The organism is bacterium (assembly GCA_037147175.1).
GTDB lineage: Bacteria > Cyanobacteriota > Vampirovibrionia > Gastranaerophilales > UBA9971 > UBA9971.
The window spans coordinates 1-16,356 of the sequence record JBAWVS010000056.1 but is presented as its reverse complement, the minus strand read 5'-3'; the positions used below and the strand labels follow the sequence as shown (position 1 = coordinate 16,356).

The following is a 16,356-nucleotide window of genomic DNA, read 5'->3' as shown; positions in this document are numbered from 1 at the left end:
AGGAAAAACTTTGCGCTGAATTGGCGCAAAATCCTAATAATTATCCTACAGGCAGCAAAGTTGTTCTTTCCGGCACATCTAAATTTTCTGATAAGGTTAATTGCGACCCTGTAGAGATAATAGAAACAGCTAAAGATGCTATTGCCGGCAAAATTGCACAAGATCCGAATACAATGGTTATCGGTCATGAAGCTTGGAAAGAATTAAAAAGAAATGAAAAACTCCGCAAATTAATAAGCGACACTCAAAACAAGATTGTCACTGTTAATTTCCTCAAAGAAATATTTGAAATACCTAATATAGTAATCGGCAGAAGCGTATTTGTTGACGGAGCAGGAAATTTTACAAAAGTATGGGGAGATAATGTCATCCTTGCTTATGTTCCTCAATTAAGTTCAAGAACAGAGTATGACCCGTCTTTTGCATATTTAATCAAAAAGAAAAACTCTCTTAACATTGACGAGTACCAACGTGAAGGCAACAAAGTCAGGTATATCAGGGCTACGGATATTTACACACCGTTTATGGTCGGAGCCGATGCAGGATATTTAATTTCCGATACCAACTAATCAAATTATTGCAAATATTTTAAATAAATTTTGAGTTACCCCAAAAAATATAGGAGGCAAAAAATGCCTACATACAAAATCAAAGGAACAGATATTTTTCACAGTGAAAAACTGTACCCAAACGGTTCAAACATAGAACTAAGAACAGTTGATGCAGAAAGGCTTGCAGACTATTTGGAATTTATTAAAGCAGAGCCTGAAATTCCGGCTGAAGAATTAAAAAAAGAAAAGGAAAAACAGGAAAAAGAAGCTGCTAATAACAAATCTGCTGCTCAAACTACGGTTCAGGTAACAAATTTAGCTCCAACTGTTCAGCAAGCAAATACTATTCCTGTAAAGCAAAATAACTATAACAGGACAAAAGACCGCAGTAACAGACAGCAATACCAGCAGATTAACAGGCAAAATCAGGACAAAAGAAATCAAACATTTCCAACTCCTGCTACTCAAGCTGTACCTGCAAAAATTGAAGTCAAAACAGAGCCAACAGTCGTACAGACTGCACAAACGGTCGAAGCAACTTCTGAAAAAACTACACAAATTACTCCACCTCCAAACATGAGGGTTTCATAGATTATGGCAGAAAGATTATACAAACCACTTTTAATCGACACACTAAAAGTAGCGGTAAATATCGAAAAGCAAAGATTTATCGGCTTTGACGGAAATTATTGTGCCGCCAACGCAAAAGCTTACGGTGTTTCAGATGTTGAAATCGAAGCAGGACAATATGCTCCCGTTGCTTTATTCGGAATTTTGTTAGTGCAAACAGCCGGTGCAATCACTGCAGGAACTCGTGTTGCATCAGATGCTAACGGCTGTGCCGTTGCTTATACAACAGGAGAATCAAACGGTTATACTCTCGATACTGCCGCAGGAGCAGGTGAGATTATCAGAATAATCAGAGGAATTTAAATGTACTGCACTCTTTATGACATAAAACAGCAAGTTTCTGAAAATACTTTGATTGAAATTACTGACGATATTCAGGCAAATGAAATCAATACTGAAATTGTCGATGAAGCAATTCTGTATTCGGAAACTCTCATTGACGGGTATTTAAGAGGCAGGTACACACTTCCTTTAGCAACCATTCCTGTATTAATCAAGATTATTGCGGCAGATTTAACGGTTTTTAGGCTTTATTCAAGAAGATTTCAGACTGATATGCCTGAATCTATTAATGATAAGTATAAAAATTCAGTAAAACTGCTGGAGCAGATTCAAAAAGGAATCATTTCTCTTGGAATTGAAGTCCCTGCTTCACCTCCCGAACGTGGAGAATATATGACAAACAAAACTTCAAGTGACAGGATTTTCACAAAATCTTTTATTAACAAATTTTACAGGTAACGAAATATGACTATTAACGAGATAGAAAATGAAATAATTGAGCGAATTAAAAGCAAAATCGCTGATTTGCACATAGAAGGCTTTCCTGAAAAACCGTCAGAGTTTAGATTAACCCATCCGACAGGCGCAATACTGGTTCACTATCAGGGCGGAAGTTACTCGGATTCAAAAAGTGTCGGCTGTATTTATCAGGACAAAAAACTTGAATTTTCTATCACCGTAGTTACAAGAAATCTCAGAAACCACAATGGTTCATATTTCTACCTTGATAAGGTCAGGCAGATTTTAACAGGTTTCAGACCTCTTGTTTGTTCTAAAATGCAGCCTGTAAAAGAAGATTTTATCTCTGAAAACAACGGAATCTGGCAGTATTCGATAAATTTTAGTTTAACAACACCAACAATAGAAGAAACTTAGCTTACAAAAAATAAAATACTTTTAAAAATACGGAGGCAAAAACCTATGCCTGCAAACTTTTTGCACGGAGTCGAAACAATAGAAATCAAAAAAGGCGTTCGCACTATAAGGACAGTAAAGACTGCAGTTATCGGTCTTGTAGGAACAGCACCGATTGATACAGTCGCAGCAGATTACAAAACAATAAACCAGCCGGTATTAATCACTAATGAAACCGATGCCGCTTTATATTTCGGACAACCGACCAGCGGATTTACTATTCCTGCTGCTTTAAATGCAATTTTCGATCAGGGTGCAGGAATTGTAATTGTTGTAAATGTTTTTGATCCTGTAACTCATGAAACAGTTGCCGGTGTGCAAACTTCAGATATTATCGGAACGGTAACAACTCAAGGCAAACGCACAGGTTTAAAAGCACTTAAAGATTCGTATTCACTTTTTGGATTTTATCCAAAAACAATTATTGTACCAAAATATTGTGAAGATACAGCAGTTGCAACAGAAATAAATGCGGTTGCCGGAAATATCAGAGCAATAGGATTAATAGACGCTCCTGTCGGAACAACACCATCTCAAGCAATAACCGGCAGAGGTGCATCAGGAACTATTAACTTTAATTTTTCTTCTGACAGGTTGGTTTTATGCTATCCGCAATTAAAAGTTCATGACACTGCAAGCAACACAACAAAGCTGGAACCATACTCCCAAAGGCTTGCTGGAGTTATAGCAGCTAAGGACATAGAGAAGGGCTATCACTGGTCACCATCAAATACTGAAATCAAAGGAATTATCGGTGTTGAAAGAAATCTGACTTCTATGATTAACGATTCTACCTCAGAAGTTAATCTTTTAAACGAAGCCGGAATCTTAACAGTCTTTAATTCTTTCGGTTCAGGCTTTAGAACTTGGGGAAATAGAAGCTCCGCTTATCCGACAAATACTGACCCGACTAATTTTATCAATATCAGAAGAACGGCAGACATTATCCACGAAAGTGTCGAATATTCGATGCTGCAATTTATTGATTACCCGATAGACAACGGACTTATCGATTCAATTTGCGAGAGCGTTAATGCCTTTATTCGCACGCTTATCGGAAGAGGAGCTTTGATAGACGGCAAATGTAAATTTAATTCTGCAAAAAACTCCCCAACAGAAATAGCAAACGGACATTTAACATTCGACATTGAATTTATGCCGCCGACTCCGGCAGAAAGAATAACATTCGAAAGCTTTATAAATATTGAATTACTAAGGAATTTAGGGCAATGAGAGTTAAATTTAACGGAAACGGTTCATTTTATGTAGTCTTGGAGGATTTAGACCTTTGTCTGGATTGTACAAGAAAAACCAGATGTCCCTTAATACACACTCTAAAAGATAATGTAACGGCTTTGAGGTCTGAAAGTATAAGAATTGACTATTGCAGATTGCATAAAAAAAGAGGTAATAAACAATGTCAAAAATCAAAATTAACCGATTAACAAACGCAAACATCTACATGGATGGCAATAATTTACTTGGCAGGGCAGAAGAAATCCAGCTTCCGCAAATAAAACACAAAATGGCGGAGCATAAAGCACTCGGTATGGTTGGCTCGGCTGAATTTTTTGCAGGCATAGACAAGCTGGAATGCAAAATCAAATGGAACGCTCTTTATACAGAAGTCCTGAAAAAAGCGGCAAATCCTTTTAAAGCAGTTCAGGTTCAAGCAAGGGCAAGTTTAGAAACTTACAACAGTATGGGCAAATTAGCAGAAGTTCCTGCAGTAGCATATTTAATGGGTACTTTTAAAGAATTTCCTCTGGGAAACTTTAAGCCGCAGGATAATGCCGAATACGAAACAACTATGAGTGTTAATTACGCAAAATTAATAGTAGGAGGTGAAGAAATATTTGAAATTGATGTTCTGGAGAACATCTACAAAGTAGAAGGGGTCGATATTCTTGAAACTTACAGAAATAACATCGGTGCTTAAAGCTGTTTTTTCGAATTAGATGGCATTATAATCGGCTGAACCATCAACTTATAATCAAGTGCCATCAATATTTTTGAAATCTCATGAAAACTCGGTTCAACTTTATAATCCAAAATATCGTATAAATATTCTTTACTAAAACCTGTTTTCTCTATGATTTCAATCAATCTCTCTTGAGCATCGACAAAAGTTTCATTTTCAATCAAGTGCTTAAGCGAGGATAAAAATGGACGTATCGAATCTCTTCTACCAGCTCTTTTTAAAGAATCGCTTAAAAAATCGTGCATAACTAACCTCTATCAGCCATATATTCCCAATAGTCAGAAATAAAATCAAGAATATGCCTGTAGGCTTTTTCTTTCTGATCAACGGTTCTCGTAAATTTAAAAATTTTATTCATTAATTCGCTGTTTTCGTATGCAACGGCTCTTTTGTCAACGCCTTTAGACACTTCAGAAATCAAATTTACCAACTCGCAAGTATCTTTAAAATCCAACATCTATACACTCTCCCCCACACTTACAACTCAATAATATCTTAATTCAAGAAAGGTAGCAATCATGAAACAAATCTTATTACCCGGCGGAAAAACAGCCGTATTCAAAGACGGCAAAGGAAGAGACCTTTTAAACGCACAGAGAAAAGCTAAAACGCCTGAAGAAATTCTCTATGCACTTATTGCAGAAATTACTGAAATAGACGGTGAAACTGTAATTTATGAAGACCTATTAGAAATGTCACTTGAAGATGTGCTTACTTTGCAGGCAGAAATGTCGGGGAAGTTTCAGTCGTTACAGCAGAATGCATCATCCACCTCGCCAAAACCACAGGATGGCAATACAGCGAAATAAAGCAAATGGAACTCTCCGAGCTTGAATTTTGGGTTCAAGAAGCAATTAAGTACAAGCAATCAACAACCGAGGAACTTGAAGAACTATGTTAGACAATATGATGAAAGTATCTTTAACCCTTATCGCTTTTGACAAGATGTCAAGGGTTATTAAAGATGCTGTCAGCGAGTCTAATCAAGAATTTGACAAACTTCAGAAAAAAATTCATCAAACCTCAGAAACGATGGAAAACCTCGGAAAAACAATGATGGGAGTCGGAGCAGGAATGACTGTCGGAGGTCTCGGACTTGCTAATTCTCTGGGATTAACGGAAGCAATTCCTCAAGCCCTTGAAATGGAGCATAGATTAAGAGAACTCGGAAATGTCGGGCAATTAACAGAACAACAGCTTTTGGGAATGGATAAACGCCTTGGGACAATTTCAAAATACACAAACCAATTCAGACCTGACATTATCGAAGGATTAAGCGTACTTGTAGCTTCTGGAGTCGATCCGACAAAAGCTCTTGATTATATGAATGTCATAGGAAAAACCGCAACGGCAGAGCAAGCGGCAATAATAGATATTTCAAAAACTGCATTTTCTGTAACAGACAATTTAAAAGTTCCAGTATCAGAACTCTCTAAAACAATGGATATTCTTGCACAATCAGGAAAAGAAGGCAGATTTGAATTAAAGGATATGGCTGGTGAGTTTCCGGGACTGACTGCAAGTGCTTCTATGCTCGGGATGAAAGGTGTTCCTGCTGTTGCTCAACTAGGTGCTGCTCTTCAAATTGCAATGAAAGGAGCAAAAGACGCTCCAGAAGCTGCAAATAATTTGCAAAACTTTATGCAGAAAGTCACTGCACCTCAAACCATAGAAAACTTTAGTAAAAAGTTCGGCATAGATTTAAAGTCAGAACTTTTAAAAGCTATAGCAGAAGGCAAAGACCCGATACTTGAAGTCCTTAATATTATCCAAAGAGCAACAGGCGGAGATGTGTTTAAGGTTTCCCAGATATTTCAAGATATGCAGGTTTTAAATTTCATAAAACCAATGATGAAAAATCTTAAAGAATACGAACGAATAAAAAAATCTGCACTTTCTGCAAACGGTATAGTCGACAGTGATTATCAAAACATGATGAAGACAACTCTGGAGCAATGGGGCAAGTTAAAAATCAACATGATGGAATTGGTTCTGCCAAATCTTGCAGACCCCTTAAAAAACGTCAACAGCCTCCTTGAAAAAATTAATCAAAACCCGATTCTTCAAAAAGGAATATTCGCAGCAATTATTGGACTCACAGGAGGAGGACTTTTGCTGACAGCATTGGGAGGAGTTGTTTTTATCATCGGCAATCTTGTTAAAACTTACGGCACCCTGCTTAAAGTCGCAAGAGATTTAACTCCTGTAATAAAACAAAATTACATAAAATTATTAGAATTTATGGGGTTAAACACAACTGCTCATAATTTCAAAATCATAGAAAGCCTGAAAAAAGCCGGCAATCCACTCGGCATAGATTTATCAAAATTTTCATTTAAACCAAGTATTCTTGCTGATCTTAAAAGAATAACAGGCGGGTTTCGTTTACTTTCCCTCACTATCCTTACCTCTCCTATTTTCTGGATTGGAGCGGCATTTGCAGCAGTCGCTTTCCTTATTTACAAATACTGGAAACCTATTACAGGATTTTTCAGAGGTGTATTTAAAGGATTAAAAGAAGGACTCTTGCCGCTCCAACCAGTTTTTATTTCCCTTGCCAAAGCCTTTACACCAATACTTGCACCGTTAAAAGCTGTTTATAACTGGTTTAAAAATTTGATTAAACCTGTTGAAGATACAGGAGGTGCGGCAGAAAAAATGGGAGTTAAATTCGGTAAAGTTCTGGCACAAATTATTCTTAAAATAACTGATTTAATAAAAAAAATGTTTCAACTCGGAGCAAAAGTCGCTGACTTTCTATCCTTCGGATTATTGTCAAAAACAGGTCAAACCCAAAAAGCAATAGGCAAACACGCACAAATTATACGAGATCATCTCCCGCACTCGCCGGCAAAAATGGGACCTCTTAAAGATTTGCATAAAATAAAACTCATAGAAACAATCGCCGCAACTTTAAAACCTGCTCCTCTAATATCTGCAATGAATAAAGCACTTTCTTTCAAATCCAATCCGATATCAATGGGGAATTCAAGACAGGGAAACTCAGGCGGAGCAGTTTCAATTCACTATAATCCGATTGTTTCAATTAACGGAGCATCACCGCAGGATAAAGAAGACTTCCTTCAGATGTTGAAACAACATAAAGACGAAGTTTTAAAAATTGTAAAAGCCGAAAAACAAAGAAATATGAGGTTAGCATACTGATGTTTGCACAGCTGGGAAATATTCAATTTAACCTGATAACTTACTTTAACGGAATTGAAGAAACGCAAAAGCACAATTTCGTTGAGCATCAGACTATCGAATCTAAACCGAAGCTTCAATTTATGGGCGATGAACTTGATACCCTGACAATAAAACTAAATTTTCACTCTTCATTTTGTGTTCCTGAAACGGAAATTAAAAAAATTAAGGATGCTGCAAGATTACATGAAGAAATGCCGTTTATTCTTGGCAACGGTAAATATCTGGGCAAATACGTCATCGAGGAAATAACTTCAACCACTCAACAGACGGATAAAACAGGAAATTTAATCTCGATAGAAGCTGAAATCAAACTTAGAGAATGGTTTACAGAATATTTAAAAGTTAAAAAGAAATCCAAAAAACAAACAGCAAAGAAAAAAGATGACAAAAAATCTTCTCAAAAAACTTTGTCCCAAAGTAAAACACCCAAGCAAATAGTAAGGCAGGAATAAGATGCCTCAAGAGTTTTACGAATACATCACAAAAGACGGCGACCGCTGGGATTTGATCGCTTATGACTTTTACTCAGATGCAACCCTTTATGAAGGAATAATCACTGAAAATCCCGAAATACCAATCACACCAATCTTACCGTCAGGATTAAAGTTAAAAATCCCTGTAATAGATGACAATAATCAGATTCAGTTCGAATTACCGCCTTGGAGAAATTAAATGCTAAAACCTGTATTTAAAATCGAATATGAGAATAAAGACATTACAGCAAGCATTGCACCAAGTGTTTTGTCTGTTACTTATTCCGATTTTGAACATGGGCAAAGCGATGAAGTGGAAATTCAGCTGGAAGACAAAGAGCATCTTTGGAAATCAAGTTGGTATCCGGTTAAAGGCGACACTTTAAAATTAAATATTGGTTATGAAAATGAAAAACTTCTAAACTGCGGAAGTTTTGAAATTGACGAGATGGAATTTTCTGCTCCGCCTGACACTATAAATTTAAAAGCACTTGCAGCTAATATCAAAAAAGCATTACGGCAAAATAACTCTGTTGCTTATGAGAATAAAACGCTGTTGCAAATTGGTCAGGAAATTGCAAATAAACATAACTTAAAACTTGTCGGCAATGTTAAAGATATTAAAATCAAAAGAATTACACAAAATAACAAGCGGGACTTGGAGTTTCTTAAAAATTTAGCAGAAGAATACGGATATATTTTTAAAGTGTCCGACAATAAACTGACATTTTATGAAATTGCAAAGCTAAAAAGCCAATCGCCGGCTCTAATCATCAACAGAAAAGACATTATTTCATACAACTTCAAAGACAAAACTCACGACCAGTATAAATCCTGTGAAGTGTCCTACCACGATCCGAAAAGTAAAAAAACAGTTACATCAAATATACAAGGTAATTCAGCAAGGGCAGACACTTTAAAACTTAACACCCGCTGCGAAAATAAAGAACAGGCAATTTTAAAAGCAACGGCAGCAATGAATAAAAACTCCTCTCTTGAAGGAACAATCACTTTGATGGGAAATCCGCATCTTGTTGCAGGGTTAAATATCGAAATTAAAGGATTTTATAAATTAAGCGGAAAATATCACATCAAGAGTGCAAAGCACACCATCGACAGAAGTTCAGGATACAAAACAGAATTGGAGGCAGAAAAATGTTAAGGTTCGGCATAGTAACAAACATCGATGAATTAAAAGCCTGTGCCAGAGTACAGTTTCAAGACAGTGACGGAATGGTTTCCTTCTGGCTATCTGTCCTGCAGTCAAAAACTTACAGGGATAAATTCTATGTTCTCCCTGATATAGGTGAGCAGGTTGTCTGCCTTATGGATAAAAACATTGAAGAAGGCGTTATTCTCGGTTCGATTTATTCAGGAATGGATGAATGCCCTGTTATTTCTAAGGATAAAGTGTCTGTTAAATTTCAAGATGGGGCAGAGTTCGAATATGACAGAAAAGAACATGTATTAAACCTTTTATGCGAAACAATAAATATTCATGCACTTATCAATCACTCCGGATTATTGCTAAATAGCGCAGGCGTGGTTTCAGAAGGCGAAGTTATTGACCACAAAGGCAGTATGCAATTAATTAGAAATATTTATAACGGGCATAAACATAACGAAACAAATTCAGTCACTCAAGTTCCAAACCAACAACAATAAGGTTTTACAATGACAAATCTAAATCAAATTAAATCTGTCGACTGGCAGCCAAAATTAAATGAAATCGGTTCTGTTGTTGAGGGAACAGATGATATCGACCAGTGCGTAAGAATAATTCTTATGACAAGAAAAGGTTCAGTTCCTCACAGGCCCGAATTCGGTTCTGATATTTGGCAGTATATCGATGCTCCTGTTAATGTTGCAATTCCAAATATTATCCGAGAAGCAATGGATGCGATAAATATCTGGGAAACACGGGTACAGATTAATTCCATAACAGCAGAAATTGATAACGAGAATATAAAGCTGAGTATTGACAGACAGATTAAAAATACTGATACTCTAGGAATTCTGGAGGTTGTTTTATGACTTCAACTCTACCTGAACCAAGTTTTATAGAAAGAGATATTAGTAAAATAACGCAGGAGTGGATTGCACTTTACGAATTAAAAACAGGCAAGACTCTTCAGCCTGCACAGATTGAAAGAATCCTTATCGATGTTGGTGTTTACAGAGAAAATTTGTTAAGAATAGCAATTCAAGAAGCTGCCAAGCAAAATCTTGTTAATTTTGCAACATATCCGATGCTCGATTATCTGGGAGAACTTGTCGGAGTTTACAGAATTGAAGCAAAACCTGCGATGACTACAATAAAATTAAGTCTTTTAGAAATTCAAACTTTTAATGTTCTTATTCCTGCGAATACTCAAGTTGAATCAAAAGACGGAAAAGTAATATTTAAAACGATTCAGGACTTTCTTATCCTCGCAGGACAGTTATTTGTAGAAGTTGAATCGGAAGCGCAAACCGAGGGGATAATCGGAAACGGATATTTGTCCGGTGAAATTAAAAATCTAATAACTCCTCTTGCGTATATTAATACAGCAGAAAACACCACAGAAACTTCAGGCGGAGCGGATATTGAAGTGGATGATTCATTGCGTGAGCGAATAAAACAAGCTCCTGAAAAGTTTTCAAATGCAGGCAGTAAAGGAGCTTACAGATATTGGGCAATGACCGCTCATCAAAATATTATTGACGTTTCAATTCTAAGTCCAAGCCCGGGAGTGGTTAAAGTTTATCCGCTCACTAAATCCGGCAACCCTTCAGAGGAAATAATTTCTCTGGTTGAAGAAATATTAACAGACGAAGAAGTCAGACCTTTAACGGATCAGGTTATTGTCGAATCACCTCAAAAAATTGATTTCATAATCAATGCCGGTTTGATTTTATACGATTTTGCAGACTCTCAAAGTGTTATGAGCGAAGTAAATTCAAAAATCGAAAAATACATTGCCGATTTAAAATCAAAACTCGGCAAAGATATTGTCCCGACTCAAATTATTAGCATTTTAAACAGCATTTACGGAGTTTACAAAGTTGATTTAACTTTTCCGGTCTTCACTGTAATTGATGAACACCAATGGGCAAACTGTACAGGTTATCAGATAAATATTGCAGGTTACACAAATGGTTAATGAATCATTAATACCTATAAAAGATGAATCAAGTCTGGCTTTTAACGAGCTATTTGACAGGCTCGGAACTTTAGACTTAACGCCACTATTAATTTATCTGATTGATAACGTTGAAGCCTCCGTCCTTCCACATCTGGCAGAACAATTTCATGTCACAGGAAATGAAGGCTGGAAACTTTCTTCTACTCAAGAAAAACAGAGGGAACTCATAAAAGAATCAGTTAAAATTCACAAAATTAAAGGCACTAAAGCTGCAGTGAAAAATGTTCTTAAGGTTTTAAACCTTGAAGGCACTATTCAAGAGTGGTTTGAATACGAGGGAGATCCTTTTCATTTCAGAGTATCTGTTCTTTTAAAAAACAGTTCTTACGATACAAAAAATTTAATAAATATGATTGACGAGTACAAAAATGTCAGAAGTAAACTGGAAGAATTAAATATAGAAGCGAAATTCAATTGCAGCCCCAATTGGCTGACTTATCTTAATGCGGAAAACGAGGTAAGTATTCTATGATTTTTCAAAATATTTTAACAATAATCGGACAGCAAAAAAAAGCACTCGCTGAAGCAGGAGTAACTCCGCTTAATATTTCCCACTTTAAAGTGGGAGATTCAAACGGGCAATATTATACACCTCTTGAAACACAAACAAACCTTGTGAATTCAAGATACACAGGATATTTTACAGAAGGTTCGCTAAGTCAAATATTAGTTAATCCTGCTGCACAAAATGAAGTCTTGTATAAATGCTGCATCCCTGTTGATGTAGGTGGTTTTACAGTAAGAGAACTCGGACTTTTTGACAACAATAATAATTTAATTCTGATTTGTAAACTTCCTGCACAAGACAAATTCGCTCTTGAATCAGGACTTTATCAGCCCCTGACTTTTACTCCAAAAATTATTTATACAAATCCTTTAACTCAAGCGGTTTTAACAGCTTCAAGTCAGATTATTGCAACTCAGGTTTTTGTAACAGAGCAGATTACTCAAACTTCTGAGCAAATAAACGGAGATTTATCAGACCATATTACTGACCCGAATGCTCATGCGAGTATATTTGCTCAAAAATCCGATATTTCACACTTGCATGATGACAGATATTATACAGAAACCGAAATTGATGCAAAATTCTCCGCCATCAGACCTGATCTCTATGTTCCATATTCTGTTAATTCAGGAAATAGAGATGCTTTTGGTAAAGGCAATATTATAAAAAAAGTTGATGAGTCGAGCGTTTCTTTTGCAGTCGGAACTACTGAATATTATTCAGATTATTTCTACGGTTATGTTCAAAGATATGGCACACCGACTTATTTAAGTAATATTTACACCTTAAACGGCACGAATCAGTATTTATACTTCCCGAAAGTAAATACACTCGGTACAGGAAGCTGGAGCATAATTAAAAAAGTCAAATGGAACACTATCACTGCTTTATACACGCTGATTTGCGGAGGCGGTAACTTTACTATAAAACTCGATAGAACCGCAGCAAATAAACTTGCCTTATATTTATCTTCAAATTTAACGGCTTTTGATATTGTAAACGGAGCAACAAACGGTGTCGGTATTGGAGTAAAAGCAGATTGGAATACTACAGGATATTATTACATCAAGCTTTACTTTACAGGCACAGCACATAAAGTTGACTGGTCAACAGACGGAATCAGCTGGACAAACGAACTTACAGTGACAACTAATACTGTTGTTACTGCAAATATTACTCAATTAATTTTAGGCGCATCAAATGCTTCTGCAAACTATTTAGCCGGCAATATTGATATGTCGGGAACGAAATTTGTTATCGGCAACAATACAGTATTTGACGGCAGTTTGACTTATGTTGCTCCAAATCTTGTAGCAACTTTCCCGAACGGAAAAATCTATGAAATATCGCAAATCGGTAATGTTACAGGTTTAACAAATGACGGTCCTTATACATTTATCATTGAAGAAAATAATTTAACTAAATTATCAAACGGCACTTATTCTGCAATAGCCACAGGCGTTAAAACGGCATATTCATCAAATGAAGCATCTCCTACAATGACTTCTAATTCAGGACAGGGTTTTGATTGCTGGGTATGTAATTTTAATTCCGGCACTCCGTATGCAGATATTGGCGTTACGACAGCATATTACTTGATGGACAGAAATGCAGGAACCTCTGTTACTTTCCCTGAAGGAACAAATCCCACTTATGGATTTGTAGTCAAATCAAATATCGGCGCAATCGCTATAAATAAAGTTCAGGTTGAAGGTCCGGGAAACTTTGGACTCGGCGGTAACTCTATAGTCAGTATTTTTGGTTCTAACAACGGCACAAGCTGGACTTCACTCGGATCGGTTCCGTCTAACGGCATCACAGAAATTATAAATACAACAAATTTTCTGTATTACTACTTTCAGCCAAACATCAATTTAGTCGGCGGTTACAGCCAATATAACACTTGGCTGAATAATATTAATTTTTGGTATCCGGTCAGCTACAGCGGAGGAAATATTACGCAAGATTATACTATTCCTCTTGGCAATGACGGCGATTATGGTCTGGATATTAGTGTAATACCGTATAAAGCGTTAAAACAAATCTCGGGATTATTAACTGACAAACAATTTTTAAAAGCAGCAGCAGCAATAAAAACTACCGGAGTTCTGGGTACACCGATAACGCAAGCCTTTAACAGAAGATTTTATACTAAAATACCTTGTCCTCAATGCAATACAACCACTGCGATAAATCATAATTTGGGCACGGATAATATTAGAATCAGCTTAAAGTTAGTTTGCAAAATCGCTGAAAGCATTTTTATTGTGGGACAGAAAGTTATTCCTCTGGCTAGAACAGTTTCAGCAAGCGAAGAATTCCCTTGCATTATAACCGGCAAAAACAGTTTTGATTTTGTCACGGGAAATACCGGAAGCTCCGGATTAATTGTAATTTCTCCAGGCAGAGACAATATGCAGCCAACCTACACAAATTGGGATTTAGAAATAATCGTGGAGGCACATTTTTAATGAATTACAAAATTATAAATAAAAAAGATAACAGAATTAAAGATATTCCTGTGCAACCTACACTTGAAAATTTAATCGGAGCTGATTATTACCCCGATTGGATTGAAGTCCCTGCTGAATTATACGGCAAAGATATTGAAGTTATTGAAGAAAATGTTGTTGAAAAAACCATTGATTTGGAAAAATTAAAACGTGAAAAATTTTCAGAAGTTGAATCCGGTTATATAAATGCTTTCTTAAACGGTCTTGATTCAACTATCGGCATTAAAATGCATATCAAGCCTGATGACCAGCTTAACTATATCGGTGCAATGATTGCAACGACTTCCCTGCAGGATACTGACACATTGCCGTTTCCGTTGATAGATTTTTACGGAGCAACTCAGCAGATGACAGTCGGGCAATCAAGACAGGCATATCTGGAAATCGTGAATTACAAAGCTCAAATGGAAGTTGCAAGAGCAACCCTGCTTGCACAAATTGCAAACGCTCAATCTCAGGAAGAACTCCCGATAATTCAGGAGGTGTTAAATAATGTCTGATTTTGATTGGCAAATAGCAAGAGGCGACACAGATTATCTTGAAATAGAAGTCGTTAATGAAGATACAGACTCACCAGTTGATATCACAGGAGCTGTAATTTATTTCACTGTCAAGAAATCATCATCCGAATCTGATGCCGAAGCACTTATTTTTCAAGAGATAACTGCACATACAGATTCTATTAACGGAAAATCAAGACTGGATATATTATCCTCAGATACTGATTTGCCCATCGGCAGGTATTTATATGATTTAGTAATAGTTTTTCCCGCAGGGGACAGAAAACATTTGATTTCGCCTTCGCCTTTTATCATAACTTCAACAGTTAAAGAGGTTTAAATGCAAAACATCTCTGTAAAAATATCAAAAGGAAAACAATTAAAAGCATACCTGAAGTCCGGCGTTCAAGGACCGCAGGGGGTTATCGGCTTGCAGGGAGAACAGGGCATTCAGGGTATAAAAGGCGAAAAGGGGGACACCGGAGAACAGGGACTGCAAGGTATTCAAGGTGAGCAGGGATTTAAAGGAGACAAAGGTGATATCGGAGAACAAGGATTGCAAGGGATTCAAGGTATTCCCGGCAATGACGGTTTGCAGGGGCAAAAAGGCGATACCGGTGAACAGGGAATTCAAGGAATAAAAGGAGATAAAGGCGATAAAGGTGATACCGGTGATTCAGGAGTTGCATCTGCTGTTGCTCCTTTGCAATATGTTTCTGAAACAAAAACTATACAGGTTGCTTCAGGATATATTATTCCTTCAAACTCAGGTGACGGAAGTAAATATTTAGCTGATGACGGAACTTTTAAAACTGTCTCTATTCCTTCGGGAACTAAAATCGAAGTCGGAGATTCAAAAGCTGAAATAACAGATAACGGAAGTAACGGACTCTTTTCCGTAACAACGGATAATGTTGTGAGAATGAATATCAATGAAGATTTCCACTTCGGAGACGGCAATACTGAATGGGCATCAGGAAATGAATACAAATGTCTATTCGATAAATCAAAAGGAGCTTTCAGAGCAGGTTATATAACTAACGATAACTGGAATAACAACAAGAGAGGAATTTACAGCGCAGCATTCGGATATAACTGCCGAGGTGCCGGTGATGGTTCTTTTGCTGCAGGTTATAACAATGTTGCCGGTTATTACAGTGCATCATTTGGCTACAATAACGTAAACGGCGGTGAGGCTTATGGTTTTTGTTGCGGGTACGGCAATTCAATGTCATACAACAACTCGTTTGTAGCAGGTTACTACAATATTGACGGCGGAAATTTCGTACACGTTATAGGTAATTCCGCAAAAGCTTCAGGAAGCGGAATTGCATTAACAATGGCTTGCGGTCAGATAAATTCTGTCGGTGATGCACAGGTTGAAAAAGCTGTAATGAAAGCCGTTACAACAAATGCCACACAAATATCTATGAATCACGATACAAATATCGGCACGCAAGTTTCAGGTATCGATATCCCTGCAAAAACCTGTATGGGTTTTACCGCTAGAGTTTCTGCGTATAAATCCGATTACTCTCAATCCGCTGATTTTGAACTAAAAGGTCAAATCAAAAGAGATAATTCCGGCAACACGACTTTGGTTTGGACAAA

General features: G+C 36.9%; 23 protein-coding genes. 21 read left to right on the top strand and 2 right to left on the bottom strand.

Annotated features, from left to right (window positions below):
• From WCG23_11425 to WCG23_11390, 8 genes are all read left to right on the top strand, one after another.
• Nucleotides 1-569, top strand: a 569-nt coding sequence (locus tag WCG23_11425) for a major capsid protein (GenBank protein MEI8390480.1), incomplete at its 5' end; no start/stop codon positions are given.
• 63 nt (nucleotides 570-632) lie between these two features.
• Nucleotides 633-1,142 (top strand): hypothetical protein, encoded by a 510-nt coding sequence (locus tag WCG23_11420; protein MEI8390479.1) that lies wholly within the window; start codon nucleotides 633-635, stop codon nucleotides 1,140-1,142.
• Nucleotides 1,143-1,145: 3 nt separating this feature from the next.
• On the top strand, nucleotides 1,146-1,484 hold the full coding sequence (locus tag WCG23_11415; protein MEI8390478.1) for a DUF2190 family protein: 339 nt from the start codon (nucleotides 1,146-1,148) through the stop codon (nucleotides 1,482-1,484).
• Complete coding sequence (locus WCG23_11410) at nucleotides 1,485-1,922, top strand: DUF1320 domain-containing protein (GenBank protein ID MEI8390477.1); 438 nt, start codon at nucleotides 1,485-1,487, stop codon at nucleotides 1,920-1,922. It abuts the gene before it with no gap.
• A 6-nt stretch (nucleotides 1,923-1,928) separates the two neighbouring features.
• On the top strand, nucleotides 1,929-2,339 hold the full coding sequence (locus WCG23_11405) for a Gp37 family protein (protein ID MEI8390476.1): 411 nt from the start codon (nucleotides 1,929-1,931) through the stop codon (nucleotides 2,337-2,339).
• 45 nt (nucleotides 2,340-2,384) lie between these two features.
• Complete coding sequence (locus tag WCG23_11400; GenBank protein ID MEI8390475.1) at nucleotides 2,385-3,611, top strand: phage tail sheath subtilisin-like domain-containing protein; 1,227 nt, start codon at nucleotides 2,385-2,387, stop codon at nucleotides 3,609-3,611.
• A complete protein-coding gene (locus tag WCG23_11395; GenBank protein ID MEI8390474.1) occupies nucleotides 3,608-3,823 on the top strand; it encodes a hypothetical protein in 216 nt (71 codons plus the stop codon). Before WCG23_11400 ends, WCG23_11395 begins: the two co-directional genes overlap by 4 nt.
• Entirely contained in the window at nucleotides 3,796-4,317 is a 522-nt protein-coding gene (locus WCG23_11390; protein ID MEI8390473.1) for a phage major tail tube protein, read from the top strand. Before WCG23_11395 ends, WCG23_11390 begins: the two co-directional genes overlap by 28 nt.
• Here WCG23_11390 and WCG23_11385 read toward each other — a convergent pair.
• Entirely contained in the window at nucleotides 4,314-4,604 is a 291-nt protein-coding gene (locus WCG23_11385) for a hypothetical protein (protein ID MEI8390472.1), read from the bottom strand. The two genes, WCG23_11390 and WCG23_11385, sit on opposite strands and share 4 nt — an antisense overlap.
• A 2-nt stretch (nucleotides 4,605-4,606) precedes the next feature.
• On the bottom strand, nucleotides 4,607-4,816 hold the full coding sequence (locus tag WCG23_11380; protein ID MEI8390471.1) for a hypothetical protein: 210 nt from the start codon (nucleotides 4,814-4,816) through the stop codon (nucleotides 4,607-4,609).
• Nucleotides 4,817-4,877: 61 nt separating this feature from the next.
• Between WCG23_11380 and WCG23_11375 the strand changes: the two genes are divergently transcribed.
• From WCG23_11375 to WCG23_11315, 13 genes are all read left to right on the top strand, one after another.
• Complete coding sequence (locus WCG23_11375) at nucleotides 4,878-5,168, top strand: hypothetical protein (GenBank protein MEI8390470.1); 291 nt, start codon at nucleotides 4,878-4,880, stop codon at nucleotides 5,166-5,168.
• Between the two features lie 85 nt (nucleotides 5,169-5,253).
• Nucleotides 5,254-7,524: a phage tail tape measure protein gene (locus tag WCG23_11370; protein MEI8390469.1), complete on the top strand. Its 2,271-nt coding sequence runs from the start codon at nucleotides 5,254-5,256 to the stop codon at nucleotides 7,522-7,524.
• Nucleotides 7,524-8,018 carry a phage tail protein gene (locus tag WCG23_11365; GenBank protein ID MEI8390468.1) on the top strand — a complete coding sequence of 165 codons (495 nt, stop codon included), beginning with the start codon at nucleotides 7,524-7,526 and terminating at the stop codon, nucleotides 8,016-8,018. The genes WCG23_11370 and WCG23_11365 overlap by 1 nt, the downstream gene beginning before the upstream one ends.
• Nucleotide 8,019: 1 nt before the next feature.
• Nucleotides 8,020-8,238, top strand: a complete 219-nt coding sequence (locus WCG23_11360; protein ID MEI8390467.1) for a tail protein X — start codon at nucleotides 8,020-8,022, stop codon at nucleotides 8,236-8,238.
• Nucleotides 8,239-9,201 carry a Cro/Cl family transcriptional regulator gene (locus WCG23_11355; GenBank protein ID MEI8390466.1) on the top strand — a complete coding sequence of 321 codons (963 nt, stop codon included), beginning with the start codon at nucleotides 8,239-8,241 and terminating at the stop codon, nucleotides 9,199-9,201. It begins immediately after the preceding gene.
• Nucleotides 9,195-9,704 (top strand): phage baseplate assembly protein V, encoded by a 510-nt coding sequence (locus WCG23_11350; protein ID MEI8390465.1) that lies wholly within the window; start codon nucleotides 9,195-9,197, stop codon nucleotides 9,702-9,704. The genes WCG23_11355 and WCG23_11350 overlap by 7 nt, the downstream gene beginning before the upstream one ends.
• A 9-nt stretch (nucleotides 9,705-9,713) precedes the next feature.
• Nucleotides 9,714-10,073 (top strand): GPW/gp25 family protein, encoded by a 360-nt coding sequence (locus WCG23_11345; protein ID MEI8390464.1) that lies wholly within the window; start codon nucleotides 9,714-9,716, stop codon nucleotides 10,071-10,073.
• Nucleotides 10,070-11,182: a baseplate J/gp47 family protein gene (locus tag WCG23_11340; GenBank protein MEI8390463.1), complete on the top strand. Its 1,113-nt coding sequence runs from the start codon at nucleotides 10,070-10,072 to the stop codon at nucleotides 11,180-11,182. Before WCG23_11345 ends, WCG23_11340 begins: the two co-directional genes overlap by 4 nt.
• Nucleotides 11,175-11,696, top strand: coding sequence for a phage tail protein I (locus WCG23_11335; GenBank protein ID MEI8390462.1), 522 nt, complete (start codon nucleotides 11,175-11,177; stop codon nucleotides 11,694-11,696). The genes WCG23_11340 and WCG23_11335 overlap by 8 nt, the downstream gene beginning before the upstream one ends.
• Nucleotides 11,693-14,203: a phage tail protein gene (locus tag WCG23_11330; protein ID MEI8390461.1), complete on the top strand. Its 2,511-nt coding sequence runs from the start codon at nucleotides 11,693-11,695 to the stop codon at nucleotides 14,201-14,203. Before WCG23_11335 ends, WCG23_11330 begins: the two co-directional genes overlap by 4 nt.
• Nucleotides 14,203-14,745, top strand: a complete 543-nt coding sequence (locus WCG23_11325; protein MEI8390460.1) for a hypothetical protein — start codon at nucleotides 14,203-14,205, stop codon at nucleotides 14,743-14,745. Before WCG23_11330 ends, WCG23_11325 begins: the two co-directional genes overlap by 1 nt.
• On the top strand, nucleotides 14,738-15,085 hold the full coding sequence (locus WCG23_11320; protein MEI8390459.1) for a hypothetical protein: 348 nt from the start codon (nucleotides 14,738-14,740) through the stop codon (nucleotides 15,083-15,085). The genes WCG23_11325 and WCG23_11320 overlap by 8 nt, the downstream gene beginning before the upstream one ends.
• Nucleotides 15,086-16,356, top strand: a 1,271-nt coding sequence (locus WCG23_11315) for a hypothetical protein (protein ID MEI8390458.1), incomplete at its 3' end; no start/stop codon positions are given.

Coding starts and splice junctions, on each gene's coding strand:
- WCG23_11360 (MEI8390467.1), top strand. CDS start 8,020: ATGCCTCAAGAGTTTTACGAATACATCACAAAAGACGGCGACCGCTGG.
- WCG23_11415 (MEI8390478.1), top strand. CDS start 1,146: ATGGCAGAAAGATTATACAAACCACTTTTAATCGACACACTAAAAGTA.
- WCG23_11400 (MEI8390475.1), top strand. CDS start 2,385: ATGCCTGCAAACTTTTTGCACGGAGTCGAAACAATAGAAATCAAAAAA.
- WCG23_11420 (MEI8390479.1), top strand. CDS start 633: ATGCCTACATACAAAATCAAAGGAACAGATATTTTTCACAGTGAAAAA.
- WCG23_11365 (MEI8390468.1), top strand. CDS start 7,524: ATGTTTGCACAGCTGGGAAATATTCAATTTAACCTGATAACTTACTTT.
- WCG23_11370 (MEI8390469.1), top strand. CDS start 5,254: ATGTTAGACAATATGATGAAAGTATCTTTAACCCTTATCGCTTTTGAC.
- WCG23_11395 (MEI8390474.1), top strand. CDS start 3,608: ATGAGAGTTAAATTTAACGGAAACGGTTCATTTTATGTAGTCTTGGAG.
- WCG23_11350 (MEI8390465.1), top strand. CDS start 9,195: ATGTTAAGGTTCGGCATAGTAACAAACATCGATGAATTAAAAGCCTGT.
- WCG23_11410 (MEI8390477.1), top strand. CDS start 1,485: ATGTACTGCACTCTTTATGACATAAAACAGCAAGTTTCTGAAAATACT.
- WCG23_11405 (MEI8390476.1), top strand. CDS start 1,929: ATGACTATTAACGAGATAGAAAATGAAATAATTGAGCGAATTAAAAGC.
- WCG23_11340 (MEI8390463.1), top strand. CDS start 10,070: ATGACTTCAACTCTACCTGAACCAAGTTTTATAGAAAGAGATATTAGT.
- WCG23_11375 (MEI8390470.1), top strand. CDS start 4,878: ATGAAACAAATCTTATTACCCGGCGGAAAAACAGCCGTATTCAAAGAC.
- WCG23_11380 (MEI8390471.1), bottom strand. CDS start 4,816: ATGTTGGATTTTAAAGATACTTGCGAGTTGGTAAATTTGATTTCTGAA.
- WCG23_11345 (MEI8390464.1), top strand. CDS start 9,714: ATGACAAATCTAAATCAAATTAAATCTGTCGACTGGCAGCCAAAATTA.
- WCG23_11385 (MEI8390472.1), bottom strand. CDS start 4,604: ATGCACGATTTTTTAAGCGATTCTTTAAAAAGAGCTGGTAGAAGAGAT.
- WCG23_11355 (MEI8390466.1), top strand. CDS start 8,239: ATGCTAAAACCTGTATTTAAAATCGAATATGAGAATAAAGACATTACA.
- WCG23_11330 (MEI8390461.1), top strand. CDS start 11,693: ATGATTTTTCAAAATATTTTAACAATAATCGGACAGCAAAAAAAAGCA.
- WCG23_11325 (MEI8390460.1), top strand. CDS start 14,203: ATGAATTACAAAATTATAAATAAAAAAGATAACAGAATTAAAGATATT.
- WCG23_11335 (MEI8390462.1), top strand. CDS start 11,175: ATGGTTAATGAATCATTAATACCTATAAAAGATGAATCAAGTCTGGCT.
- WCG23_11390 (MEI8390473.1), top strand. CDS start 3,796: ATGTCAAAAATCAAAATTAACCGATTAACAAACGCAAACATCTACATG.
- WCG23_11320 (MEI8390459.1), top strand. CDS start 14,738: ATGTCTGATTTTGATTGGCAAATAGCAAGAGGCGACACAGATTATCTT.